Source organism: Kluyvera intermedia (genome assembly GCF_034424175.1).
GTDB lineage: Bacteria > Pseudomonadota > Gammaproteobacteria > Enterobacterales > Enterobacteriaceae > Kluyvera > Kluyvera intermedia.
Genome location: NZ_CP139986.1, coordinates 4,320,373 through 4,343,977 on the forward strand (window position 1 = coordinate 4,320,373; position 23,605 = coordinate 4,343,977).

Annotated in this window: 24 protein-coding genes; 22 read left to right on the top strand and 2 right to left on the bottom strand. The window is 55.8% G+C overall.

Annotated elements, in window-relative coordinates:
* Positions 1 to 33 precede the first annotated feature (33 nt).
* The 4 genes from U0026_RS20805 to U0026_RS20820 all read left to right on the top strand — a co-directional run bounded on the left by U0026_RS20805 (position 34) and on the right by U0026_RS20820 (position 6,686).
* On the top strand, positions 34 to 1,494 hold the full coding sequence (locus U0026_RS20805; RefSeq protein ID WP_169802392.1) for a hypothetical protein: 1,461 nt from the start codon (positions 34 to 36) through the stop codon (positions 1,492 to 1,494).
* A 208-nt stretch (positions 1,495 to 1,702) separates the two neighbouring features.
* Positions 1,703 to 3,055, top strand: coding sequence for a TolC family outer membrane protein (locus U0026_RS20810; protein ID WP_062779032.1), 1,353 nt, complete (start codon positions 1,703 to 1,705; stop codon positions 3,053 to 3,055).
* 96 nt (positions 3,056 to 3,151) lie between these two features.
* Entirely contained in the window at positions 3,152 to 5,338 is a 2,187-nt protein-coding gene (locus U0026_RS20815; protein ID WP_062779029.1) for a type I secretion system permease/ATPase, read from the top strand.
* The gene (locus U0026_RS20820; RefSeq protein WP_062779026.1) at positions 5,325 to 6,686 is read left to right on the top strand and encodes an HlyD family type I secretion periplasmic adaptor subunit; all 1,362 of its coding nucleotides are present in this window, start codon (positions 5,325 to 5,327) and stop codon (positions 6,684 to 6,686) included. Before U0026_RS20815 ends, U0026_RS20820 begins: the two co-directional genes overlap by 14 nt.
* A gap of 300 nt (positions 6,687 to 6,986) precedes the next feature.
* On the opposite strand, the gene proP is transcribed toward U0026_RS20820, so the two are convergent.
* Positions 6,987 to 8,489 (bottom strand): glycine betaine/L-proline transporter ProP, encoded by a 1,503-nt coding sequence (gene proP / locus U0026_RS20825; protein ID WP_062779019.1) that lies wholly within the window; start codon positions 8,487 to 8,489, stop codon positions 6,987 to 6,989.
* Positions 8,490 to 9,175: 686 nt separating this feature from the next.
* On the opposite strand from proP, the gene kdgT reads away from it, so the two are divergent.
* From kdgT to phnP, 17 genes are all read left to right on the top strand, one after another.
* Positions 9,176 to 10,174 carry a 2-keto-3-deoxygluconate transporter gene (gene kdgT / locus U0026_RS20830; protein ID WP_062779017.1) on the top strand — a complete coding sequence of 333 codons (999 nt, stop codon included), beginning with the start codon at positions 9,176 to 9,178 and terminating at the stop codon, positions 10,172 to 10,174.
* Positions 10,175 to 10,417: 243 nt separating this feature from the next.
* Positions 10,418 to 10,753 carry a zinc ribbon domain-containing protein YjdM gene (locus U0026_RS20835; RefSeq protein WP_062779015.1) on the top strand — a complete coding sequence of 112 codons (336 nt, stop codon included), beginning with the start codon at positions 10,418 to 10,420 and terminating at the stop codon, positions 10,751 to 10,753.
* A 180-nt stretch (positions 10,754 to 10,933) separates the two neighbouring features.
* A complete protein-coding gene (yjdN, locus tag U0026_RS20840) occupies positions 10,934 to 11,380 on the top strand; it encodes a VOC family metalloprotein YjdN (RefSeq protein ID WP_062779013.1) in 447 nt (148 codons plus the stop codon).
* Positions 11,381 to 11,512: 132 nt separating this feature from the next.
* Positions 11,513 to 12,301, top strand: coding sequence for a phosphonate ABC transporter ATP-binding protein (gene phnC / locus U0026_RS20845; protein ID WP_062779011.1), 789 nt, complete (start codon positions 11,513 to 11,515; stop codon positions 12,299 to 12,301).
* Positions 12,302 to 12,324: 23 nt separating this feature from the next.
* Complete coding sequence (phnD, locus tag U0026_RS20850) at positions 12,325 to 13,341, top strand: phosphonate ABC transporter substrate-binding protein (RefSeq protein WP_153743843.1); 1,017 nt, start codon at positions 12,325 to 12,327, stop codon at positions 13,339 to 13,341.
* 367 nt (positions 13,342 to 13,708) lie between these two features.
* Positions 13,709 to 14,491: a phosphonate ABC transporter, permease protein PhnE gene (gene phnE / locus U0026_RS20855; RefSeq protein WP_062778110.1), complete on the top strand. Its 783-nt coding sequence runs from the start codon at positions 13,709 to 13,711 to the stop codon at positions 14,489 to 14,491.
* 20 nt (positions 14,492 to 14,511) lie between these two features.
* Complete coding sequence (phnF, locus tag U0026_RS20860) at positions 14,512 to 15,237, top strand: phosphonate metabolism transcriptional regulator PhnF (protein WP_062778109.1); 726 nt, start codon at positions 14,512 to 14,514, stop codon at positions 15,235 to 15,237.
* Positions 15,238 to 15,690: a phosphonate C-P lyase system protein PhnG gene (gene phnG / locus U0026_RS20865; protein ID WP_062778107.1), complete on the top strand. Its 453-nt coding sequence runs from the start codon at positions 15,238 to 15,240 to the stop codon at positions 15,688 to 15,690.
* Positions 15,687 to 16,271, top strand: a complete 585-nt coding sequence (gene phnH / locus U0026_RS20870) for a phosphonate C-P lyase system protein PhnH (RefSeq protein WP_062778105.1) — start codon at positions 15,687 to 15,689, stop codon at positions 16,269 to 16,271. The genes phnG and phnH overlap by 4 nt, the downstream gene beginning before the upstream one ends.
* Before the next feature lies 1 nt (position 16,272).
* Positions 16,273 to 17,337: a carbon-phosphorus lyase complex subunit gene (locus U0026_RS20875; protein ID WP_062778103.1), complete on the top strand. Its 1,065-nt coding sequence runs from the start codon at positions 16,273 to 16,275 to the stop codon at positions 17,335 to 17,337.
* Positions 17,330 to 18,175, top strand: coding sequence for an alpha-D-ribose 1-methylphosphonate 5-phosphate C-P-lyase PhnJ (phnJ, locus tag U0026_RS20880; protein ID WP_062778101.1), 846 nt, complete (start codon positions 17,330 to 17,332; stop codon positions 18,173 to 18,175). Before U0026_RS20875 ends, phnJ begins: the two co-directional genes overlap by 8 nt.
* Positions 18,172 to 18,930, top strand: a complete 759-nt coding sequence (gene phnK, locus U0026_RS20885; protein ID WP_062778099.1) for a phosphonate C-P lyase system protein PhnK — start codon at positions 18,172 to 18,174, stop codon at positions 18,928 to 18,930. The genes phnJ and phnK overlap by 4 nt, the downstream gene beginning before the upstream one ends.
* 114 nt (positions 18,931 to 19,044) lie before the next feature.
* A complete protein-coding gene (gene phnL, locus U0026_RS20890) occupies positions 19,045 to 19,725 on the top strand; it encodes a phosphonate C-P lyase system protein PhnL (RefSeq protein ID WP_062778114.1) in 681 nt (226 codons plus the stop codon).
* Positions 19,722 to 20,858 carry an alpha-D-ribose 1-methylphosphonate 5-triphosphate diphosphatase gene (gene phnM, locus U0026_RS20895; RefSeq protein WP_062778097.1) on the top strand — a complete coding sequence of 379 codons (1,137 nt, stop codon included), beginning with the start codon at positions 19,722 to 19,724 and terminating at the stop codon, positions 20,856 to 20,858. The genes phnL and phnM overlap by 4 nt, the downstream gene beginning before the upstream one ends.
* Positions 20,858 to 21,409, top strand: a complete 552-nt coding sequence (gene phnN, locus U0026_RS20900; RefSeq protein WP_062778095.1) for a ribose 1,5-bisphosphokinase — start codon at positions 20,858 to 20,860, stop codon at positions 21,407 to 21,409. Before phnM ends, phnN begins: the two co-directional genes overlap by 1 nt.
* Positions 21,402 to 21,836, top strand: a complete 435-nt coding sequence (phnO, locus tag U0026_RS20905; RefSeq protein WP_062778093.1) for an aminoalkylphosphonate N-acetyltransferase — start codon at positions 21,402 to 21,404, stop codon at positions 21,834 to 21,836. The genes phnN and phnO overlap by 8 nt, the downstream gene beginning before the upstream one ends.
* Positions 21,833 to 22,591: a phosphonate metabolism protein PhnP gene (phnP, locus tag U0026_RS20910; protein ID WP_062778091.1), complete on the top strand. Its 759-nt coding sequence runs from the start codon at positions 21,833 to 21,835 to the stop codon at positions 22,589 to 22,591. The genes phnO and phnP overlap by 4 nt, the downstream gene beginning before the upstream one ends.
* Here phnP and yjdP read toward each other — a convergent pair.
* On the bottom strand, positions 22,588 to 22,908 hold the full coding sequence (gene yjdP / locus U0026_RS20915; RefSeq protein WP_062778090.1) for a DDRRRQL repeat protein YjdP: 321 nt from the start codon (positions 22,906 to 22,908) through the stop codon (positions 22,588 to 22,590). The genes phnP and yjdP overlap by 4 nt on opposite strands.
* Before the next feature lie 402 nt (positions 22,909 to 23,310).
* Here yjdP and U0026_RS20920 point away from each other — a divergent pair, with 402 nt between their 5' ends.
* Complete coding sequence (locus tag U0026_RS20920; protein ID WP_062778088.1) at positions 23,311 to 23,586, top strand: YtcA family lipoprotein; 276 nt, start codon at positions 23,311 to 23,313, stop codon at positions 23,584 to 23,586.
* Positions 23,587 to 23,605: the final 19 nt, after the last annotated feature.

Genomic DNA, 23,605 nt, shown 5'->3' on the forward strand with positions numbered 1-23,605 from the left:
AGCGGCAACGGTTTCGATGTTGATAGCAACGGGATGATCACATCCGTGGGTGAAAACGTGGTGCTCTGGGTTTCTAAGGGCGATGTTGGGAAGTATGTTTCCAGCGATATCCCTGCCGCCAATATTCACTATTACACCCAGGGGAATGCCAGCGGCACTGCGGGTAAGAGCGATATTTTCGTGCTGCACGAAGGCAGTACTTACACCCAGGGCGATAATACACAGCACGCCATGAACGCGGTGAACGGCAACCGGGAATCCACCACGAGCAGCGCGCACGACTATATCTTCGTTGCGGGCGCGTCGGCCTGGAGTTCGTCGGCAGGCTCGGCAAACATCAACAACAGCATTAACTATTACGAAAGCGTCAACGTCACGATTGGCAATAAAACCTACGGTGGCAATAACCGGGTATCAGACGTTATCTCCGGTAAAGGCGAAGAAGGGCTTAATCAGGGCGATCATGACGTTAAGACCAGCTGGCATTATGATCTCAATATCGACGCTAACCTTGAGGGCGGCGCTGATGGTGATCATATCACCTCCATCTCGCTGGGCGGCCTTCCTGTGGGATCAAACCTGAGTTATCAAGGCGTTAACTACACCGTCGACGCCCACGGTAATGTGGTCATCGATGTACAGGATAGCGCCGACCTTAACGCGCACCTGACGCTGACATCACTAACCGAGGTCACCAACCCAGGTTCAATTACCGTCGATATCTCGACGGAGGTCGGAGGCTCGCAGCATACGTCTGGTGATATTGATGCCAACAGCGGCGAGCATTCCATTCCCGTTAGTGAGAGCGCCCATACCTACTCAGCCGAAGCGCTGGACGAAGAACATCATGACGCGGTGGCGCACACGGACACCACCGAGCACGCCGACATGACAACCTCAGCCGAGAATCATTCGGACAGCGAGCTTACGGACAATAGCGCGAGTGAACATACCGACAACACAGACTCGGCTGCTCAAACAGAGAATACCGCGACCTCTGACCTGGCCGAAAATGCCAGCGCAACGGATCACGGGTCAGACAATCTGACAAACGATGACCCATCGACCAGCCAGGATAATGCCAGCCTGCTGATTGACCATGAGGATCTCGATTTAAGCACCGTTGACTCTGATACTTCTGCCGTACAGTCAACGAACGAAAATCCGGAAACGTCGCTTAACCTGCTGCTGGGCGATATTGATACACAGCTAAACGACACCGACGCGGCGCAGAGCGAAGCGTCGGTAGCTGAAAAATCTGCCCCGGCGGAAAGCGCCGAAATGAACACGGAAAACGTGATTAACCTCAGCGATATTATCCATGACGATGGCGCAAAAGATCTCAGCTCGCTAATACAAGTCGCGGATGCAACGGATAATACGCAGGCCGTTGGTCACGTGCAGGATGTTCCGGCGGATAGCGCTGAGGACTGGAACGCCCACGGCGCGGCTGAGCTGGACCATTTAATCGCGCAGCCTGACAGCGAGGTGTAATGCATAGGGTCAGTAAAAGCTGACCCTGCAACGTACACCGGTAAGAACGGCAAAACGTTGTAGATCGGCTCAAAAGCCGGCGACGGTGATTTACGATGCCATGGTGCAGTTAGGGCCATGCCGATAATTTTCTTTTTTGTCTAACGACATTGCCTCTGGCGGATGACACCACGAGTCAGGGAAATGGATCTATGGGAAGGTCTACACAATGAATAAACCAATTCGGGTATTAACAAGCCTCTCTTTACCACTGCTGTTTACCAACATCGCGAGCGCAGCCACTTTAGAACAGGCGGTAAAAGACAGTTTGCTGTGGCATCCGCAGGTCAGCGCTTCGGTCAACAGCCGTTATTCTGCCGATCAGGATTTACGGGCGGCCAAAGGGGGCTATTTACCCAGCTTAGATCTCTCCGCAGGTACCGGTTGGGAGCAGACCGATAACGCCAGCACCCGTGCTGCTGACGATCACCGCCGAAATCTGCACCGCAGCGAGTCGAGTATTAATCTGCGTCAGAACGTATTTAACGGTTTTGCCACCACCAGCGAAGTCGCTCGCCAAAAAGCGACGGTGAACTCCCGCGCTTACACGGTGATGAACACCAGCGAAGTGACGGCCCTGACCGCGATTCAAAGCTACCTGGATGTCCTGATGCGCCAGCGTATGGTGAAACTGGCGCAGGATAACCTGAAAAGTCACGAGCGTATTTTCGACCAGATCCGCCTGCGTACTGAAGAGGGTGTAGGGCGCACGGCGGACTATGAGCAAGCCCAGGCGCGTCTGGCTCAGGCCAAAAATAACCTGCTGACTGAGCAAACAAATCTGGAAGACGCGCAGGCGAACTACTACAGCGTCGTCGGAAAAGAGGCAGATGGCCTCTCGATGCCGATGACCACTAAAATCCCCGCGTCTCAGGCGCAAGCGCGCACGCTGATGCTGGATAACAGCCCGCTGCTGAAGCAAGCAGACTCGGATGTCGACGCCACTCGCCAGCAATATGAGGCGGCGAAGTCACGTTTTTATCCTAGCGTCGATGTGGATGTTGGTCGCAGAATGGATAACAACGTCGACGGTACACGCGGTCACGATCAGGAGTGGCAGGCGATGGTCAGAATGAACTATAACGTCTTCAACGGCGGCAGCGACCAGGCACAACTGTCCTCTTATGCCTATAAAATGCAGGAGGCTCAGGACGTGAAACGCAACGCTCTGCGTCAGTTGGATGAGGAGCTACGTCTGTCATGGAACGCCTGGCAGAATGCCAAACAACAGGTGCCCATTGCGAAAGACTATGCCGACCGCAGCGCCGTAGTGCGCACCGCGTACCAGGAACAGTTCAGCATCGGCGAGCGTAGCTTGCTGGACATGCTGGACAGTGAAAACGAAGTGTTCAACGCACAGCGCCGTTACGTCGAAATGCAATTTACGGAAATGTTCACCACCTACCGCATTAACGCGCGTATTGGCGATCTGTTAAAACAGCTGAATATTCAGGCTCCTTCAGCGGCACAACCGGTAGACATGCCGCAAACCGCGAATAGCGAATTACCTGAACTGCAGTAAAATTTTAGGCCTCTTGGTTATCTCATCATTCGGTGAGATAACCTTTTGTCTGTTTTAGCCTGGGCGATTTTTATCGCTGGTTTATAAGGTCTGACTATGGCGTCTACTACTGATTCACTTGAGCAAACGATCTCCGCAACGGATGATTCGGTCAGGCACGATCCGCGCCAGGACCACGATGATCCCCTGCTCGACGCGCTGATGATAGTCTGCAAATTGCACAACATCATCACCAGCCGTAATGTATTAACCGCCGGGCTTCCCCTGCAAGCCCACCTGCTTACCCTCAGCGCCTTTCCGCGCGCCGCACAGCGTGCGGGCCTGAAAGCGCGTGTTCTGCAACGGCCGCTGGAAAAAATCTCACCACTGTCGCTACCCGCCATCGTGCTGCTTAAAAACGATCAAGCCGCGGTACTGATAGGCTGGGATGACCAGCAACGTGCACGTCTGCTGCCGACCGAAACGGAAGGGGGAGAAATTGTGCTCACCCGCGAAGCGCTGGCGGAAAACTACAGCGATAAGGCAATTTTCATTCAGCCTGAGCACGCCTTTGACAACCAGCCAACGGCGGCGATTCCACGCACCCGCTCCTGGTTTAAAGACACCTTGAAGCTGTCCAAATTTCTCTATCTCGACTCGGTGGTCGCCAGCTTTATCATTAATATTATTGCTATCGCCACGCCGCTGTTCGTGATGAACGTTTACGACCGAGTGGTGCCAAACCAGGCGACTTCAACGTTGTGGGTGTTGGCTATCGGGATCAGCGTCGCGTTTATTTTTGACCTCATCTTGAAGGTATTACGCGGCATATGCCTCGATTTAGCAGGGAAAAAGACCGATCTTATCGTTTCTGCCGCGCTGTTTGAGCGCCTGCTGGGCATGAAAATGAAGGTGCGCCCCGACCGGGTGGGCGGCTTTGCGCAGAACTTCCAGGAGTATCAGTCGGTGCGCGAGTTTCTCTCCTCGCTGACCCTGACCACGCTTATCGATTTTCCGTTCACCCTACTCATTCTGCTGGTGATTGCCATCATCGGCGGCCCGCTAGCCTTTATCCCCCTGCTCTGCTACCCCATTGCCCTGCTGGTTAACTGGGTTATCCAGAAGCCGTTGATGACCCAGGTCCATAAGACCTATCGTCTGGCCACCGAGCGCCAGGCCATGCTGGTGGAAACCGTGACCGGGCTGGATGCCATTAAGGTCAATAACGCCCAAAGCGAGCGCCAGTATCAGTGGGAGCAGATTATCGGCCAGCTCAGCAAGCTTGAGATGCGGGTAAAATCACTCTCATACGTCGCAGTAAACTTTACCGCCTGGATCCAGCAAATTGGCGGTGTTGCCCTCATTGTCGCCGGGGTTTACAGCATTATCGCCGGTAATCTCAGCATGGGCGGGCTGATTGCCTGTTACTTGCTTAGCCGCCGCGCCGTCATGCCGATTGGCCAGTTCTGTAGCCTCATCACCCGCTATCAGCGCGCCAAAATGACCAAGGCCACTATCGACCGGATGATGGATCTCGAACAAGAAGTCCAGGAAGGTGAGGTGCCGCTTAAGCGCGAAACGCTGTCCGGGGCGATTGAGTTTCGTGATGTCTCCTTCCGTTATCCGCAAAACCAGTATCTTTCGCTTAACGGTGTGTCCTTGAAAATTGAACCGGGCGAGAAAGTGGGGATTATCGGCAGGAGCGGCTCAGGAAAAAGCTCACTGGCGAAACTGTTGGTTGGTTTTTATCAGCCGGACAGCGGGACTATCCTGATAGACGGCATTGATGCCCGCCAGCTCGACGTCAATGATGTGCGCCATAATATCGGCTATGCACCGCAGGACATCCATCTGTTCAGCGGCACACTGCGCGACAATCTGTTAACCGGCGCAGGCTATGCCGATGATGAAACCATGATTCGCGCGGCAACCATCGCGGGCGTACATGAGTTCGCTCGTCGCCATCCTTCCGGCTATAACATGCAGGTCGGTGAACGCGGGATGAATCTCTCCGGCGGGCAGCGTCAAGCCGTCGCCCTCGCCCGCGCGCTGCTACTCGACCCACCAATCCTGCTGATGGACGAGCCGACCAGCTCCATGGATAACACCAGTGAAGATCTGATTAAGAAAGCGCTGACGCCGATAGTCAGCAATAAAACGCTGCTTCTGGTCACCCACCGGGCATCACTGCTCACGCTGGTTGACCGTCTGATTATTCTCGATAACGGTAAAATCATCGCTGACGGTGCAAAAGAAAGCGTCATGGCCGCCCTGAAAAAAGGACAAATTCATGCGCAACGCTAAACTCAATCGCCTGATGCAATGGCTTTTCGGCGACAAAAACGGCGCTACGCTGACGGCCAATGAGGTCAATAAGGCGCTTATCGATGACTCACCGCGCGTGGTGCGTATTACGCTGTGGGTCATACTGGGCTTCTTTATCGTCATGATTGCCTGGGCATCGCTTGCTGAGATTGATGAAGTGACGCGCGGTGATGGCAAGGCAATTCCCTCTTCACGTCTGCAAAAAATCCAGAACCTGGAAGGCGGCATCGTCGCGGAAGTGTTTGTGCAAGAAGGCGAGGTGGTTAAGGCTGGTGCACCGCTGCTGCGCCTGGATGACACCCGTTTTCGTTCCAATGCGGGCGAGTCCGAGGCCGACCGGCTGGAGTTGAAAGCGCGCGTTCAGCGCCTGACCGCTCAGCTTGCCGATAAAGAAACGCTGACGCTGTCTGCAGATATTATGGAAAAAGTGCCGGATATCGCCAACGGTGAAGTGGAGCTGTTTACCAGCATCAACAAGCGTATTCAAAGCGAACTGTCCGGGCTTAATGAGCAACTGGTGCAGAAGAAACAGGATCTGCTGGACTATCAGGCGAAGGCCGAACAGTACCGTCGAAGCCTGGGGCTGTTGCAGCAAGAGATCGGCATGTCCGAGCCGCTGGTCGCCAAAGGGGCTATTTCCCGCGTCGAGGTGCTGCGTCTGCGCCGTTCTGAGGTGGAAACCCGTGGGCAGCTGGAATCTGTCACCCTGGCGGTGCCAAGAGCGCAGGCGGCGATTAAGGAGATTGAGAGTAAGGTTGCTGAACCGCGTGGGCGCTATCGTAGCGAGGCGTTAACGCAGTTGAATGAGGCTCGTACCGATCTCAGTAAAATAGAAGCCTCAGGCAAGGCGATTGATGATCGGGTGAACCGTACCTTGGTCACCTCGCCGGTGCGCGGTGTCGTGCAGCAGATGATGGTCAACACCATCGGCGGCGTCATTCAACCGGGGAGCGATTTGGTTGAAATCGTGCCGCTAGACGACACGCTGCTGATTGAGGCGAAAATCCGCCCTCAGGATATTGCCTTCCTGCGTCCGGGCCTTGAGGCCATGGTCAAGTTTACCGCCTACGATTACACCATCTACGGCGGTCTGAAGGCAAAGCTTGTGCAGATAAGCCCGGATACGGTGACGGATAAAGAAGGCAAAAGCTTCTACGTGATTCGTCTGCGTACTGATAAAAACCACCTCGGCAGCGATGCAAAACCGCTGATTATTATTCCGGGCATGGTGGCCTCGGTGGATATTATTACCGGTAAGAAAACGATTCTGGCTTATCTACTGAAGCCAATTCTCCGGGCGAAAGCGGAAGCGTTTCGCGAGCGGTAAAGACAAAAACCCGGTGACACTCACCGGGTTTCTTGTTGGTGCGGGGTACGTCCCGGCGGCGCTGCGCTTGGCCGGGCTACATTTCTGAAGCCAATTCTCCGGGCGAAAGCGGAAGCGTTTCGCGAGCGGTAAAGACAAAAACCCGGTGATGTTCACCGGTTTTTTTGTTGGTTCGTGGTGCGTCCCGGCGGCGCTGCGCTTGGCCGGGCTACATTTCAGATGTGGAATACGGGTTGTTTTGGTAGCCCGGGCAAGGCGTGAAACGCCGCCCCCGGGGCCACTCGGTGCCACATTCACACCTTAATCATTAATTTTCGGATGCTGCATCACCAACTGAGAACGTTTCTCCTGCAACACGGCAATCTCCTCATCGAGGTCTTCAATCTTATGCTCGATGTGGTCATGGTGCTCCTGGAGGATCTCTTTCGCTTCAGCCATATCCGATGCCGCAGGCGTCGCGCCTTTCAGCGGTCGGTTAGCGGTCTCTTTCATCGTCACACCGGTAATCAGACCAATCACCGCAACCACCATCAGGTAGTACGCTGGCATCATCAGATCCTGCGTCGTTTCCACCAGCCACGCGGCTAACGTTGGCGTCAGACCGGCAACCAGTACCGAGATGTTAAACGCACTCGCCAACGCACTGTAGCGGATGTGGGTCGGGAACATCGCCGGTAACGACGAGGCCATTACCCCGGTGAAACAGTTCAGAATTACCGCCAACAGCAGCAGACCGGAGAAAATCAGGCCGATAGAGTTGCTGTTAATCAGGATAAAGGCCGGAATCGAGAACACCAGCAATGCCACACTACCGACAACGATAAACGGACGGCGACCAAAACGGTCACTCAGCAGCCCCATTACCGGCTGAACAAACAGCATACCGATCATGATGGCGATAATAATCAACACGCCGTGGTCTTCCGAGTAGTGCAGGTTATGCGACAGGTAGCTCGGCATGTAGGTCAACAGCATGTAGTAGGTAACGTTGGTTGAGATAACCAGGCCGATACACGCCAGCAGGCTGCGCCAGTGTTTAGTCGCAATCTCTTTAAACGAAACCTTTGGTCCTTCCTGCAAGCCCTCACGATCGCCCTGTTCAAGCTTCTCAACGTGCTGCTGGAACGCCGGAGTCTCTTCTAGCGCATGGCGCAGGTAAAGACCAATGATCCCCAGCGGCAACGCGACGAAGAACGGAATACGCCAGCCCCACTCAAGGAAGTTCGCTTCACCCACGACGGTGGAAAGCAGTACAACCAGCCCCGCACCCATCACAAAACCGGCAATGGAACCGAAGTCCAGCCAGCTACCCATAAACCCACGTTTACGGTCAGGTGAATATTCGGCAACGAAGATAGATGCCCCGGTATATTCCCCACCTACCGAGAAGCCCTGTGCCATTTTACACAGCAGCAGCAGGATAGGTGCCCAGATACCAATCGTGGCATACGAAGGAATAAGGCCGATACAGAATGTACTGATCGACATAATGATAATGGTGATGGACAAGATCTTCTGACGGCCGTATTTATCCCCGAGCATCCCGAAGAACAATCCACCCAGTGGGCGAATCAGGAATGGGACGGAGAAGGTACCCAGTGCGGCAATCATCTGCACGCTTGGGTCAGCGTCCGGGAAGAAGACTTTACCTAATGCATAAGCAACAAACCCATAAACACCGAAGTCAAACCACTCCATCGCGTTCCCCAGCGAGGCTGCGGTGATGGCTTTGCGTAGCTTGGCATCGTCAATAATAGTGACGTCACGAATCGTGATCGGTTTTACTTTTTTCCTTTTAAGCATGGTTTTCCTCGTTCAATTTCGCCTTGAACGCACACCCAGTGGCTGCAAACGACACCGTGTTTGCTAGAGTGCGTATAGGACCTTTGGTGATCCTGTTTCCGTTTATTCAAGCGTAGCAGGTTTGCATGTCTTTGTTGGAGTATGTATTTCCAGACAACCAAACCTGTTGAGCCTGCTGGCGTATTAGTTAAAAAGGCAACCCTCGAAAATGACCGCTTGAGGGATAATCCTATTTACCCTAACAGCGATTTTTATTGTGATCAACTTAACAAAAGAATTACCCCCTGCCACTACCGCGAAATAATTCCCTCACATTTTTCCACAGATATAAATTTTCTATCCCCACAACACCTTACCAGCGCTGTCTATTTATTAATCAATTAATACAAAACACTTTTCAGAATTTTTCACATTTTTTTCACAGCTTTTTTATTTCTCATCAGAGTTCAGATTCCACTTATGAAATATGTGATCTATATATCTAAAACGTCGTTTTATTTTCATTGAATCAGCATTCCAGTAAATGCATTATAGCGTCCGAAACCGCGTTAAAGATGCCAGTAAACGCCGCCCTCAACCGGGTGATAACTGGGATACCAACACCAGATGATAGCAAGCTAATAAGCTGAAATTATTATACTTAACCTCTTCCATCACCTTACGGTGATGAGAAGCGAGGATGCAACATGAAGATTAAAGCAACAATGGAACGAATCCCGGGTGGGATGATGCTTATCCCGTTATTGTTAGGGGCAATTTTAAATACCTTTGCACCGAGCACTGGCGAATATTTTGGTTCTTTCACCAAAGGTATGATTGGCGGAACAGTCCCTATTCTGGCGGTCTGGTTCTTCTGTATTGGGGCATCCATTGATTTACGTGCCACCGGTACGGTATTACGCAAATCTGGCGCACTGGTACTGACCAAAATTGCGGTGGCGTGGGTCGTGGCAATGATTGCTGCGATGTTTATTCCAGACACCGGGATCCAGACCGGATTCTTTGCCGGGCTGTCGGTTCTGGCTATCGTTTCTGCGATGGATATGACCAACGGTGGGCTGTATGCCAGCCTGATGAATCAATACGGCACTAAAGAAGAGTCTGGTGCGTTCGTGCTGATGTCTCTGGAATCTGGCCCGCTGATGACCATGGTTATCCTCGGTTCCGCAGGCCTGGCATCGTTTGAGCCGCACCACTTTATTGGTGCCGTGCTGCCATTCCTGATTGGTTTTGCGCTGGGCAACCTCGACCACGACCTGCGTTCTTTCTTCAGCAAAGCTACGCCGGTGCTGATTCCGTTCTTCGGTTTCGCGCTGGGTAACACGATTAATCTGAACGTCATCCTCGACACCGGCCTGCTGGGTATCGTACTGGGCGTGGCGGTGATCATCATCACCGGTATCCCACTGATTATCGCCGACCGCGTGATTGGTGGCGGTAATGGTACCGCTGGTGTTGCTGCCTCCTCCGCCGCCGGTGCTGCCGTGGCGAACCCGGTGATTATTGCGCAGATTAACCCGTCATTCGCCCCAGTTGCCGCGTCAGCCACGGCATTGGTTGCCGCCAGCGTGATTGTTACGGCGATTCTGGTGCCGATTATTACCGCGCTGTACGCCAAACGTTACGGCAAGCCGCAATCAGCTGAAAATAAAACAGAAAGCGCTCAACAGCCCGCGCATCACTAATCTGTCCCCTCGCCCCTATGGGGAGAGGGTTAGGGTGAGGGGAGATATGCACGCTGTACCCTCACCCCGGCCCTCCCCCTGCAAGGGAGAGGGGAAAACATCCCCTCGTTTTCTGACCATTCGTCAACCAAACTCCGGATAACACCGACAAATGCAGGGTTTTGTTGTATCATTAGGGCCATTTTCGGCGATTTGCCGTTTTACAGGCCCTTGCCTTTCGCACTGCACTTTTAAGGATATCCCATGTCATTACCCCATTGCCCACAATGCAACTCCGAATACACCTATGAAGACAACGGCATGTTTATCTGCCCGGAATGCGCACACGAGTGGAATGATGCTGAACCCGCAGCCGACAGTGACGAGCTGATTGTCAAAGATGCCAACGGCAACCTGCTGGTCGATGGCGACAGCGTGACCGTGATTAAAGACCTGAAGGTCAAAGGCAGCTCTTCAATGCTGAAAATCGGCACCAAAGTGAAGAATATCCGTCTGGTGGAAGGCGATCACAACATCGATTGCAAAATCGACGGTTTCGGCCAGATGAAGCTGAAATCTGAGTTTGTGAAAAAGAACTGATTTCTGTGCGGTACTGTATTGCCGGATGGCGCTTAGCTTATCCGGCCTACAGGGTGCACAGTTCGTTGTAGGCCGGATAAGATGCGCAGCATCGCCATCCGGCAATCCCCCCGCCCCGCTTCGCCCCCTGAACCAACTCGCACTACACTTACTGGGCTATCCTTACCTGAGGTAACGATCATGCCATTAAGTCCGTATCTCGCTTTTTCCGGCAACTGCGCCGACGCTATCGCCTACTACCAACAGGCGTTGGGCGCGGAGCTACGCTACAAAATGACCTTCGGCGAAATGCCCCCCTCCGCCATGGATGATGAAGGTGGCTGCCCGTCCGGCCTCAAATTCCCCGACAGCGCTATCGCCCACGCCAACGTGTCGATTGCCGGCAGCGACATCATGATGAGCGATTCCGTCTCAAAAAATGACCTCCACTACACCGGTTTCACCCTGGTGCTCGACACCCAGGACGTCAAAGAAGGCAAACGGTGGTTCGATAACCTTGCTGCCAACGGCAAGGTGGAGATGCCCTGGCAGGAAACCTTCTGGGCGCACGGCTTTGGTCGCGTGGTCGACCGGTACGGCGTGCCGTGGATGATTAACGTCGTCAAACAGCAGGAGCCAACGCTCTAATCCCACGGGAGGCACGGCCTCCCGTCTTGTCATCGAAACCCCGCCAATTATTCATCGCCCAGTCATGTTCCGTTAACCCAAACGTCACACTACTTCGCCACGATGGAGCCACTTTTTTGAAGGGGTTCCAGCATGCAAACGATCATTCGCGTTGAAAAGCTCAACAAGACGTTCAATCAGCATCAGGTGCTGCACGCCATCGACCTGAACGTACACGCCGGTGAGATGGTCGCTCTGCTTGGGCCGTCCGGTTCTGGCAAATCCACCCTCTTACGCCATCTGAGCGGCCTGATTGTTGGCGATAAAACGCCGGAGTGCCACGTCGAGTTATTGGGCAAGACGGTGCAAAAGGCAGGCCGTCTGGCACGCGATATTCGCAAAAGCCGCGCCCACACTGGCTACATCTTCCAGCAGTTCAACCTGGTCAACCGCCTGAGCGTGCTGGAGAACGTGTTGATTGGCGCGCTCGGCAGCACGCCGTTCTGGCGTACCTGTTTTAACTGGTTCAGCCGCGAGCAAAAGCAGCGAGCATTGCAGGCATTGACCCGCGTGGGTATGGCACACATGGCCCACCAGCGTGTTTCAACTCTCTCCGGCGGCCAGCAGCAGCGCGTGGCAATTGCCCGGGCGCTGATGCAGCAGGCGAAGGTGATTCTGGCCGATGAACCGATTGCCTCACTGGACCCGGAATCAGCGCGCATCGTGATGGACACCCTGCGCGACATCAACCAGACCGATGGCATCACCGTGGTGGTGACGCTGCACCAGGTCGACTATGCGCTGCGCTACTGCGAACGCATCGTCGCGCTGCGTCAGGGACATGTGTTCTACGACGGTAGCAGCCAACAGTTTGATAACGAACGTTTTGACCATCTCTACCGCAGCATTAACCGCGTCGAAGAGAACGCGCAGGCTGCCTGACTCCCCACGATTGAGGAATGGAAATGAGCTATAAAACGGTTGCCGCGCTGGCCTTTACCAGCCTGTTTAGCCTCAGCACCCTGTTTGCCCCGGCACACGCCGAAGAGCAGGAAAAAGCGCTGAACTTCGGCATTATTTCGACGGAATCACAGCAGAATTTAAAGCCGCAATGGGAACCGTTCCTGAAGGACATGGAAAAGTCGCTGGGTGTAAAGGTTAACGCCTTCTTCGCGCCAGACTATGCCGGGATCATCCAGGGCATGCGTTTTAATAAAGTGGATATCGCCTGGTACGGCAACCTCTCGGCGATGGAAGCGGTGGATCGTGCTAACGGCCAGGTGTTTGCCCAGACCGTCGCCGCCGACGGCTCCCCGGGTTACTGGAGTGTGCTGATCGTCAACAAAGACAGCCCAATCAATAACCTTAACGACCTGCTCGCCAAACGCAAAGAACTCACTTTCGGCAACGGCGACCCGAACTCCACCTCAGGTTTCCTCGTCCCGGGTTACTACGTCTTCGCCAAAAACAATATCTCCGCCAGCGACTTCAAACGCACGGTCAACGCCAGTCACGAAACCAACGCGCTGGCGGTTGCTAATAAGCAGGTCGATGTGGCGACCAATAACACCGAAAACCTCGACAAGCTGAAGACTTCCGCACCAGAGAAATTGAAAGCGCTGAAGGTTATCTGGAAATCCCCTCTGATCCCGGGCGACCCGATTGTGTGGCGTAAGAATCTGTCCGAAGAGACCAAGGACAAGATCTACAAATTCTTTATGGGCTACGGCAAAACGCCGGAAGAAAAAGCGGTGCTGGAACGTTTGGGCTGGGCACCGTTCCGCGCCTCCAGCGACCTGCAGTTGCTGCCGATTCGTCAGCTGACGCTGTTTAAAGAGATGCAGACGGTGAAGGGCAACAGCACGCTGAACGAGGGCGAAAAGGCCACGAAGACCGCCGATATCCAGGCGCGGTTGAACGACCTTGACCGCACGACGGCGGCGATTGGTGCGATGACGTCCGTGAGCAAAGCAGTGCAGTGATCTTTTCCCCCCTCTCCCTCTGGGAGAGGGCCGGGGTGAGGGAAAATCGGTACGGAGCCGCCCCCTCACCCTAACCCTCTCCCCATAAGGGAGAGGGAACTCAGGAACCAAAGCAGTGCAGTGATCATTCCCCCTCTCCCTCTGGGAGAGGGCCGGGGTGAGGGAAAATCGGTACGGAGCCGCCCCCTCACCCTAACCCTCTCCCCATAAGGGAGAGGGAACTCAGGAACCAAAGCAGTGCAGTGATCTTTTCCCCCTCTCCCTCTGGGAGAGGGCCGGGGTGAGGGAAAATCGGCACGGAGCCGCCCCCTCACTCTAACCCTCTCCCCATAGAGGAGAGGGAACTCAGGAACCACGGAGCCAAACCATGCAACATACCATTACCGTTCCCCCACCCAAGCGCAGCTGGTTCTCGCTGATCAGCTGGGCCATCCTGCTCGCGGTGCTCGTCGTCTCCTGGGAAGGGGCGGAAATGAATCCGGTAACCCTGTTCACCGACGCGGGCAACATGGCGACCTTCGCCGCCGACTTCTTCCCGCCGGACTTTAGCCAGTGGCAGGACTACCTCAAAGAGATGGCCGTAACCCTGCAAATCGCCGTCTGGGGTACTGCTCTCGCCGTCGTTCTCTCCATTCCCTTTGGCCTGATGAGCGCCGAAAATCTGGTGCCGTGGTGGGTTTACCAACCGATGCGCCGCCTGATGGACGCCTGCCGCGCCATTAACGAAATGGTTTTCGCCATGCTGTTCGTCGTCGCCGTCGGTTTAGGCCCATTCGCCGGGGTGATGGCGCTGTTCATCCATACCACCGGGGTACTGTCTAAGCTGCTGTCTGAAGCAGTAGAAGCCATTGAACCCGGCCCGGTTGAAGGGATTCGCGCCACCGGCGCCAACAAAATTGAAGAAATTATCTACGGCGTCCTGCCGCAGGTGATGCCGCTTTTAATCTCCTATTCGCTGTACCGTTTTGAGTCCAACGTCCGCTCCGCCACGGTGGTCGGCATGGTGGGCGCAGGCGGGATTGGCGTGACGTTATGGGAAGCGATTCGCGGCTTTCAATTCCAGCAAACCTGCGCATTGATGGTGCTTATCATCGTCACCGTCAGCCTGCTGGATTTTCTATCACAGCGTTTGCGTAAGCACTTTATCTGATTAGCGAGGTCTTGTTGACTATGCACCTGTCTACACATCCGACCAGTTATCCCACACGTTATCAAGAGATTGCCGCTCACCTGGAACAAGAGCTGCGTCAGAACTACCGCTGCGGCGACTATCTGCCCGCCGAGCATCAGCTGGCGGCGCGCTTTGAAGTGAACCGTCACACCCTGCGCCGCGCTATCGACCAGTTGGTCGAAAAAGGCTGGGTGCAGCGCCGTCAAGGCATCGGCGTACTGGTGCTGATGCGCCCGTTCGACTACCCGCTCAATGCACAGGCACGCTTTAGCCAGAACCTGCTCGATCAGGGCAGCCATCCCACCAGCGAGAAGCTGCTGTCGGTGCTGCGTCCGGCCTCCGGGCATATCGCCGACGCGCTGGGGATTACCGAGGGCGACAACGTTATCCACCTGCGCACCCTGCGCCGGGTCAACGGCGTGGCGCTGTGCCTTATCGACCACTACTTTGCTGACCTCACCCTGTGGCCGCAACTGCAAAGTTTCAGCAGCGGTTCACTGCATGACTTCCTGCGCGAACAGTCCGGTATTGCGCTCAAACGCAGCCAGACCCGTATCAGCGCACGCCGGGCGCAGGCCAAAGAGAGCCAGCGGCTGGAAATCCCCAACATGGCGCCGCTTCTGTGCGTGCGCACCCTGAACCACCGTGAAGGCGATGATCAGGTGATGGAGTACTCCGTCAGCCTGACTCGCGCCGACATGATTGAATTTATTATGGAGCACTGAATGCACGCCACTATTGCTCACCGTCAGCACTGGATGTCGGTGCTGTCCCATAGCGATCCCGCAAGCCTCGCAGAAAAAATGGTCGCCCTGAATATCACCGCCGAATACGACGTCATTCGTGCGCCAGAAACCGGACTGGCTCAGCTTCAGGGCCGAATGGGCGGCATTGGCGATCGTTTTTTTGCCGGTGACGCCACCTTGACCCGCGCTGCCGTGCGCCTCGGCGACGGCACGCTGGGCTACAGCTGGATCCTCGGACGCGACAAATCGCATGCCGAACGCTGCGCGCTGCTCGATGCCCTACTCCAGCAGCCGACTCACTATCAAACCTTACTTGAAACCCTGATTACCCCGCTGGAAGCCGACCGCACGGCACGCATTGCCGCGCGTCAGGCTGAAATCAACGCCAGCCGGGTCGACTTCTTTACGCTGGTTCGCGGAGATAACGCATGACCCTGGAAACCGCTTTTTCATTTCCCGTGCAGGATGCCCAGCACAGCTTTCGTCGCCTGTTAAAAGCGATGAGCGAGCCGGGCGTGATTGTCGCACTGCATCAACTCAAACATGGCTGGCAGCCGCTGAACGTCGCCACCACCAGCGTGCTGCTGACGCTCGCCGATAACGACACGCCGGTGTGGCTGGCAGGCGCGCTGCATAACGATATCGTCAGCCAGAGCCTGCGTTTTCACACCAACGCACCGCTGGTGGAACAGCCGCAGCAGGCCACTTTCGCAGTATCCAATGACACCATCAGCCGTGAGCAACTCGACGCGCTGTGCGCCGGCAGCGCCGTTGCGCCGGAAACCAGCGCCACGCTGATAGTCCAGGTCGCCAGCCTCAGCGGTGGCCGCATGTTGCGTCTGACCGGTGCGGGCATCGCCGAGGAACGGATGATCGCCCCGCAGCTACCGGACTGCATCCTGCATGAATTGACCGAACGCCCGCACCCGTTCCCGCTCGGTGTCGATCTGATCCTCACCTGCGGCGAGCGGCTGTTAGCCATTCCGCGCACCACTCACGTAGAGGTTTGCTGATATGTACGTTGCCGTCAAAGGGGGCGAGAAGGCGATTGAAGCCGCTCACCAGCTCCAGGAAAGCCGACGCCGGGGCGATACCGCGCTACCGGAACTCTCCGTCGCCCAGATAGAAAACCAGCTGAATCTGGCAGTTGACCGGGTGATGACCGAAGGCGGCATTGCCGACCGCGAACTGGCGGCACTGGCGTTAAAGCAGGCCAGCGGCGATAACGTCGAAGCTATTTTTCTGCTGCGCGCCTACCGTACCACGCTGCCAAAGCTGGCGGTAAGCGAGCCGCTCGACACCCGTAAAATGCGCCTTGAGCGGCGTATCTCTGCGGTCTACAAAGATGTGCCTGGCGGGCAACTGCTTGGCCCCACCTACGATTACACTCACCGTCTGCTGGATTTCACACTGCTGGCAAACGGTGAAGCCCCAGCGCTGAAAACCGAAGACGGCGAGCACGCGCCCGCGCCGCATGTGTTCAGCTTGCTGGAAAATCAGGGTCTGGCAAACGCCGAAGCCTACCACGGCACCCTGCCTGACGACATTACCCGCACGCCACCGGTTTACCCGTGCTCACGCTCGTCCCGCTTGCAACAGCTAATGCGCGGCGATGAGGGCTATCTGCTGGCGCTGGCCTACTCCACCCAGCGCGGCTACGGACGTAATCACCCGTTTGCCGGGGAAATTCGCAGTGGCTATCTCGACGTGGAAATTGTGCCTGAGGAGCTGGGTTTTGCGGTGAACGTCGGCGAACTGCTGATGACCGAGTGCGAAATGGTCAACGGTTTCGTCGACCCCGCGGACGCACCGCCGCACTTCACCCGTGGCTACGGCCTGGTGTTCGGCATGAGCGAGCGCAAAGCGATGGCGATGGCGTTGATCGACCGCGCGTTACAGGCCCCGGAATACGGCGAGCATGCTATCGGCCCGGCACAGGATGAAGAGTTCGTGCTGGCGCACGCTGACAACGTTGAGGCCGCAGGCTTTGTCTCGCACCTCAAACTCCCTCACTACGTCGATTTCCAGGCCGAACTGGAACTGTTAAAACGCCTGCAACGGGAGCAGAACCATGGCTAATCTCAGCGGCTATAACTTTGCCTATCTTGATGAGCAGACCAAGCGCATGATTCGTCGCGCGATCATGAAAGCGGTGGCGATCCCCGGCTATCAGGTGCCGTTCGGCGGCCGTGAAATGCCGATGCCTTACGGCTGGGGCACCGGTGGGATCCAACTAACTGCTAGCGTGATCGGCGAATCTGACGTGCTGAAAGTCATCGATCAGGGCGCGGATGACACCACCAACGCCGTGTCGATCCGCAACTTCTTCCAGCGCGTGACCGGCGTTCACACCACCGACGCGACCTGTGACGCGACGCTTATTCAGACCCGCCATCGGATCCCGGAAACACCGCTGGTTGAGGATCAGATCCTTATCTTCCAGGTACCGATCCCTGAACCGCTGCGCTTTATCGAGCCGCGTGAAACCGAAACCCGCACCATGCACGCGCTGGAAGAGTACGGCGTGATGCAGGTGAAGCTGTATGAAGATATCGCCCGCTTCGGCCATATCGCCACCACCTACGCCTATCCGGTGAAGGTCAACGACCGCTATGTGATGGACCCGTCGCCGATCCCGAAATTTGATAACCCGAAGATGGACATGATGCCCGCGCTTCAGTTGTTTGGCGCCGGGCGCGAAAAACGCATCTACGCCGTACCGCCGTATACCCGCGTAGAGAGTCTCGATTTCGACGACCATCCGTTTACCGTGCAGCGCTGGGACGAGCCGTGCGCCATCTGCGGATCGACCCATAGCTATCTTGATGAAGTGGTACTGGATGATAGCGGCAACCGGATGTTTGTCTGCTCCGATACCGACTACTGCCGCCAACAGAGCGAGGCAAAAAAAGCATGACTCAACCATTACTCTCCGTTGACCGCCTGACCCATCTGTATGCGCCGGGGAAGGGGTTTAGCGATGTCTCCTTTGATTTGTGGCCGGGCGAGGTGCTGGGGATCGTGGGCGAGTCCGGTTCCGGCAAAACCACGTTGCTGAAGTCTATTTCCGCACGGCTGACGCCGCAGGAAGGCGTAATCCGCTATCAGGACAGTTCGCTGTATGCCATGAGCGAGGCCGAGCGTCGTCGCCTGTTACGCACCGAATGGGGCGTGGTGCATCAGCATCCAATGGACGGCCTGCGCCGTCAGGTGTCTGCGGGCGGTAATATCGGCGAACGGCTGATGGCGACCGGCGCGCGGCACTATGGTGATATTCGCGCTACCGCCCAGCGCTGGCTGGAAGAGGTCGAAATTCCAGCCTCGCGTATTGATGACCTGCCGACCACATTCTCCGGCGGAATGCAGCAGCGTTTGCAGATTGCCCGCAACCTGGTGACCCATCCGAAGCTGGTGTTTATGGACGAGCCAACCGGCGGGCTGGACGTGTCGGTGCAGGCACGCCTGCTCGACCTGCTGCGCAGCCTGGTGGTGGAGCTGAACCTGGCGGTGGTGATTGTCACCCATGATTTGGGCGTCGCGCGCCTGCTAGCTGACCGGTTGCTGGTGATGAAGCAAGGTCAGGTGGTGGAAAGTGGGTTAACCGACCGGGTACTCGACGATCCGCATCATCCGTACACGCAGTTGTTGGTGTCGTCGGTGTTGCAGAATTAACCCTCGTGCCGTTCCCGGCGGCGCTGCGCTTGGCCGGGCTACAGATTCGGAGTAGCCCGGCCAAGCGCAGCGCCGCCGGGGAAGCACAAATGCTTAAAGAGGCAAAAAATGAACGTGATCCGCGTTGAAAACGTCAGTAAAACCTTCGTTCTGCACCAACAAAACGGCGTCCAGCTCCCGGTACTGCGCGATGCCTCGCTTACGGTCAAGGCCGGTGAATGCGTGGTGCTGCACGGCCACTCAGGCAGTGGGAAATCCACCCTGCTGCGCTCGCTGTACGCCAACTATCTGCCGGACGAAGGGCATATCCACATTAAACACGGCGGCGAATGGGTGGATTTAGTCTGCGCCCCGGCGCGCAAAGTGGTGGAAGTGCGCAAAACCACCGTCGGCTGGGTGAGTCAGTTCCTGCGCGTCATCCCGCGCATTTCCACGCTCGACGTGGTGATGCAGCCGCTGCTCAACACCGGCGTACCGCGTGAAGCCTGTGCCGCCAAAGCCGCCAGGCTGCTGACCCGCCTGAATGTCCCTGAACATTTATGGCACCTTGCCCCATCAACCTTTTCCGGCGGCGAACAACAGCGCGTCAACATCGCCCGTGGCTTTATCGTCGACTACCCGATTTTGCTGCTCGACGAACCCACTGCCTCGCTGGATGCCAAAAACAGCGCGGCGGTTGTCAGTCTGATTAACGAAGCCAAAGCCCACGGTGCGGCCATCGTCGGCATTTTTCACGACGAAGTCGTCCGCAACCAGGTCGCCGACCGCCTTCATCCAATGGGTATTCCTGCATGATTATCAATAACGTCAAACTGGTGCTCGATAACGATGTGGTTCATGGCTCGCTTGAGGTGCAGGACGGTGAAATCCGTGCCTTTGCCGACAGTCAGAGTCGCCTTCCACAAGCAATGGACGGCGAAGGCGGCTGGCTGCTGCCGGGGCTGATTGAGCTGCATACCGATAATCTGGATAAATTCTTCACCCCGCGTCCAAAGGTTGACTGGCCTGCCCATTCGGCGATGAGCAGCCACGACGCGCTGATGGTCGCCAGCGGTATCACCACCGTGCTGGATGCGGTGGCGATTGGCGATGTGCGCGATGGCGGCGACCGTCTGGAAAATCTGGAGAAGATGATTAACGCCGTGGAAGAGACGCAAAAGCGCGGACTCAACCGCGCCGAACACCGCCTGCATCTGCGTTGCGAACTTCCGCACCACACCACGCTGCCGCTGTTTGAAAAACTGGTCAGCCGCGACCCGGTGTCGCTGGTATCATTGATGGATCATTCGCCGGGCCAGCGTCAGTTCGCCAACCGCGAGAAGTACCGGGAATATTATCAAGGTAAGTACTCACTTACCGATGCACAGATGCAGCAGTATGAAGCAGAACAGCTTCAGCTTGCAGCACGCTGGTCTCAGCCCAACCGTACCGCCATAGCAGGGCTGTGCCGCGAGCGGCAAATCGCGCTCGCCAGCCACGATGATGCCACGCACGATCACGTGGTTGAATCACATCTCTTAGGCAGCGTGATTGCCGAGTTCCCCACCACCTTTGAAGCCGCAGAAGCCTCGCGTCGCCACGGCATGAACGTGCTGATGGGCGCGCCCAATATCGTGCGTGGCGGCTCGCACTCCGGCAACGTGGCGGCGCATCAACTCGCCGAACTGGGGCTGCTGGATATTCTCTCTTCCGACTACTACCCAGCCAGCTTGCTGGATGCCGCGTTCCGCGTGGCAGATGACGAGAACAATGCTTTTACGCTGTCACAGGCGGTGAATCTGGTGACGCGAAACCCGGCACGGGCGCTGAGTCTGCACGACCGTGGGGTGATTGGTGAGGGCAAACGGGCCGACCTGGTGCTGGCGCACCGCAAAGGCGATCACGTTCATATCGACCACGTCTGGCGTCAGGGAAAAAGGGTGTTCTGATGAGGGGAAAACTTGTCTGGTTAATGGGGCCGTCAGGCTCCGGGAAAGATAGCCTGCTGGAGGTACTCCGCCTGCAGGAACACAGCGATCTGCTGGTCGCGCATCGCTATATCACCCGTCCGGCCACCGCTGGCTGTGAAAACCATATCGCTCTGAGTGAGCAGGAGTTTTTCACCCGTGCCGGGCGCAATCTGCTGGCGTTAAGCTGGCACGCCAACGGGCTGTACTACGGCGTGGGCGTGGAGATTGACCTCTGGCTGCACGGCGGCTTCGACGTGGTGGTTAACGGCTCCCGCGCCCATCTGCAGCAGGCAAAAGCCCGCTACGCTGAGGCGCTGCTGCCGGTCTGTTTACAGGTGTCGCCCGGGATTTTGCGCGAGCGCTTGCAGACTCGCGGCCGTGAAAACGGCGTCGAGATCGCCGCTCGTCTGGAACGTGCCGCACGCTACACGCCAACGGAGTGCCACACGCTCAATAACGACGGAAGTCTGCTACAGTCGGTGGATACACTGCTGGCCCTGATGGGACGAAAGGAGAAAAGCCATGCCTGAGCGTGAACTGCGCCATGCCACCTTTGAAGACGTCGACGACGTCTACGCGTTAATGTGCGAGTTAAAACAGGCCGAATTCGACCGCGATGCCTTTTACACCGGCTTCGCTGCCAATCTGCAGGACAAGAATCTGCATTATCAGTTGGCGCTGCTGGAGGGGTATGTTGTTGGCATGATAAGCCTGCATTTGCAGTTTCATCTGCATCACGCCAACTGGATAGGCGAGATTCAGGAACTGGTGGTGATGCCAAAGGCTCGCGGATCAAAAGTCGGTAGCTTGCTGCTGGCATGGGCGGAAGAGACGGCGCGTGAAGCGGGAGCCGAGATGACCGAACTGTCGACCAGCACCAAACGGCTTGATGCCCACCGTTTCTATCAGCGCGAAGGCTACGCGCCCAGCCACGTCCGCTTTACCAAAGCACTATGAGCTTAACCCTCACGCTTAGCGGTACCGGCGGCGCACAGGGTGTCCCCGCCTGGGGATGCCACTGCCCCGCCTGCACACGTGCCAGGCGGGCGCCGCAGTTTCGCCGTCAGGCCTGTAGCGGTGTGGTCAAATTCAATGATGCCGTTACGCTGCTTGATGCAGGGCTGCACGATCTCACTGAGCGCTGGCCTGCCGGCTCTTTCCAGCAGTTTTTGCTCACGCATTATCATATGGATCATGTACAAGGGCTGTTTCCGCTACGCTGGGGCGTGGGCGAAAAGGTGCCGGTCTACGGCCCACCGGATGAGCAAGGTTGTGACGATCTATTCAAACATCCCGGCCTGCTGGATTTCAGCCACACCGTTGAACCGTTTGTGGTTTTTGATTTGCAGGGATTGCAGGTAACGCCCGTACCGCTGCAACATTCAAAACTGACCTTCGGTTATCTGCTGGAGACGCCGCACAGCCGCGTCGCGTGGCTTTCCGACACCGCCGGGTTGCCGGAAAAAACGCTCACCTTTTTAAGCAGCAATCGCCCGCAGGTGATGGTGATTGATTGCAGCCATGCCCCGCAAGAACATACTCCGCGTAACCACAGTGATTTAGCCACCATTCAGGCGCTAAACGAACGAATCCGCTGCCCCCGAGTGATTCTGACCCACATCAGCCACCAGTTTGATGAATGGATGATGCATCACCTGCTCCCCGCAGGAATCGAAGCGGGCTATGACGGGCTAGAAATTACGCTGGATTAGCGGTCGTAATCCTCTTCCAGCCTGCGTTCTTCATCTTCAATTTGACGACGCTCCTGATCGAGCTGACGCTGACGGTCATCAATCTGTCGACGGCGATCGTCTAACTGACGGCGTCTGTCGTTATATTGCTGGCTGCTTGGCGAACTGCCGCGATCGTCCCACGAACGATCGTTATCCTCACGATCGTTGCCTGGGTTATAGGCGTCGTTGACCGCCTGCTGAATATTGCCGATCGCGTCGTCGATAATGTCCGCATGGGCTAGCTGGCTGGTCAGCGATACAACACCGAAAATAAAAGCACTCAGATAACGTTTCATAGAGCCAGTCTCATCAAGGGGGCTGGCTGTAGGTTAGGCGAGCGAGTCTAAGTCGTGTAGCGGAGGAATCTCAATTCAGAATGTGCAAAACACGCACGTTCACTATATGTGTTATCTAAATATTATTCATTGATATTATCATTATAAAAATTTACCCCCCATAAAATCAGGAAATAAACCAAAACCTATTACAGATCTCTTAATTTTTATTTTAATTAACACTCACGATCACATTCATATAATTGATAACCCAATGCTTAAAATAAAATAAACAAATAAGTTATGAATGCGGTTTCTTCACAACGCTATTTTTCTCATCAACAAAAATAGCCATACTGGTACTCCTTATTCTCTTTTACATTCACCCGGATATTGTTCGCAATACACAGGATGTATTTTAATATGCAAATAATTAAATCCAGGTTTGTGATGCAGCTAAAAAAAATTAGCGGTCTGCTACTCGCCGCGTCTCTCACCGGGTGCTCACTGCCCCCGGCGATCCCCGTTATTGGCGCTTATTACCCTAGCTGGCTTTTCTGCATGATTGCCGGCGTCATTCTGACGCTCATCACCCGGCGGGTGATCCTGCGAAAATATACATCGCCGTCATTTGCAGGGGTTATTTATACCGCCCTCTTTGCACTCTACTCCATGCTGTTCTGGCTGGTATTTTTTTAACTCACATTGAGATGCGCCC

Coding starts and splice junctions, on each gene's coding strand:
- U0026_RS20805 (WP_169802392.1), top strand. CDS start 34: ATGATCACATCCGTGGGTGAAAACGTGGTGCTCTGGGTTTCTAAGGGC.
- U0026_RS20810 (WP_062779032.1), top strand. CDS start 1,703: ATGAATAAACCAATTCGGGTATTAACAAGCCTCTCTTTACCACTGCTG.
- U0026_RS20815 (WP_062779029.1), top strand. CDS start 3,152: ATGGCGTCTACTACTGATTCACTTGAGCAAACGATCTCCGCAACGGAT.
- U0026_RS20820 (WP_062779026.1), top strand. CDS start 5,325: ATGCGCAACGCTAAACTCAATCGCCTGATGCAATGGCTTTTCGGCGAC.
- proP (WP_062779019.1), bottom strand. CDS start 8,489: ATGCTTAAAAGGAAAAAAGTAAAACCGATCACGATTCGTGACGTCACT.
- kdgT (WP_062779017.1), top strand. CDS start 9,176: ATGAAGATTAAAGCAACAATGGAACGAATCCCGGGTGGGATGATGCTT.
- U0026_RS20835 (WP_062779015.1), top strand. CDS start 10,418: ATGTCATTACCCCATTGCCCACAATGCAACTCCGAATACACCTATGAA.
- yjdN (WP_062779013.1), top strand. CDS start 10,934: ATGCCATTAAGTCCGTATCTCGCTTTTTCCGGCAACTGCGCCGACGCT.
- phnC (WP_062779011.1), top strand. CDS start 11,513: ATGCAAACGATCATTCGCGTTGAAAAGCTCAACAAGACGTTCAATCAG.
- phnD (WP_153743843.1), top strand. CDS start 12,325: ATGAGCTATAAAACGGTTGCCGCGCTGGCCTTTACCAGCCTGTTTAGC.
- phnE (WP_062778110.1), top strand. CDS start 13,709: ATGCAACATACCATTACCGTTCCCCCACCCAAGCGCAGCTGGTTCTCG.
- phnF (WP_062778109.1), top strand. CDS start 14,512: ATGCACCTGTCTACACATCCGACCAGTTATCCCACACGTTATCAAGAG.
- phnG (WP_062778107.1), top strand. CDS start 15,238: ATGCACGCCACTATTGCTCACCGTCAGCACTGGATGTCGGTGCTGTCC.
- phnH (WP_062778105.1), top strand. CDS start 15,687: ATGACCCTGGAAACCGCTTTTTCATTTCCCGTGCAGGATGCCCAGCAC.
- U0026_RS20875 (WP_062778103.1), top strand. CDS start 16,273: ATGTACGTTGCCGTCAAAGGGGGCGAGAAGGCGATTGAAGCCGCTCAC.
- phnJ (WP_062778101.1), top strand. CDS start 17,330: ATGGCTAATCTCAGCGGCTATAACTTTGCCTATCTTGATGAGCAGACC.
- phnK (WP_062778099.1), top strand. CDS start 18,172: ATGACTCAACCATTACTCTCCGTTGACCGCCTGACCCATCTGTATGCG.
- phnM (WP_062778097.1), top strand. CDS start 19,722: ATGATTATCAATAACGTCAAACTGGTGCTCGATAACGATGTGGTTCAT.
- phnN (WP_062778095.1), top strand. CDS start 20,858: ATGAGGGGAAAACTTGTCTGGTTAATGGGGCCGTCAGGCTCCGGGAAA.
- phnO (WP_062778093.1), top strand. CDS start 21,402: ATGCCTGAGCGTGAACTGCGCCATGCCACCTTTGAAGACGTCGACGAC.
- phnP (WP_062778091.1), top strand. CDS start 21,833: ATGAGCTTAACCCTCACGCTTAGCGGTACCGGCGGCGCACAGGGTGTC.
- yjdP (WP_062778090.1), bottom strand. CDS start 22,908: ATGAAACGTTATCTGAGTGCTTTTATTTTCGGTGTTGTATCGCTGACC.
- U0026_RS20920 (WP_062778088.1), top strand. CDS start 23,311: ATGCAAATAATTAAATCCAGGTTTGTGATGCAGCTAAAAAAAATTAGC.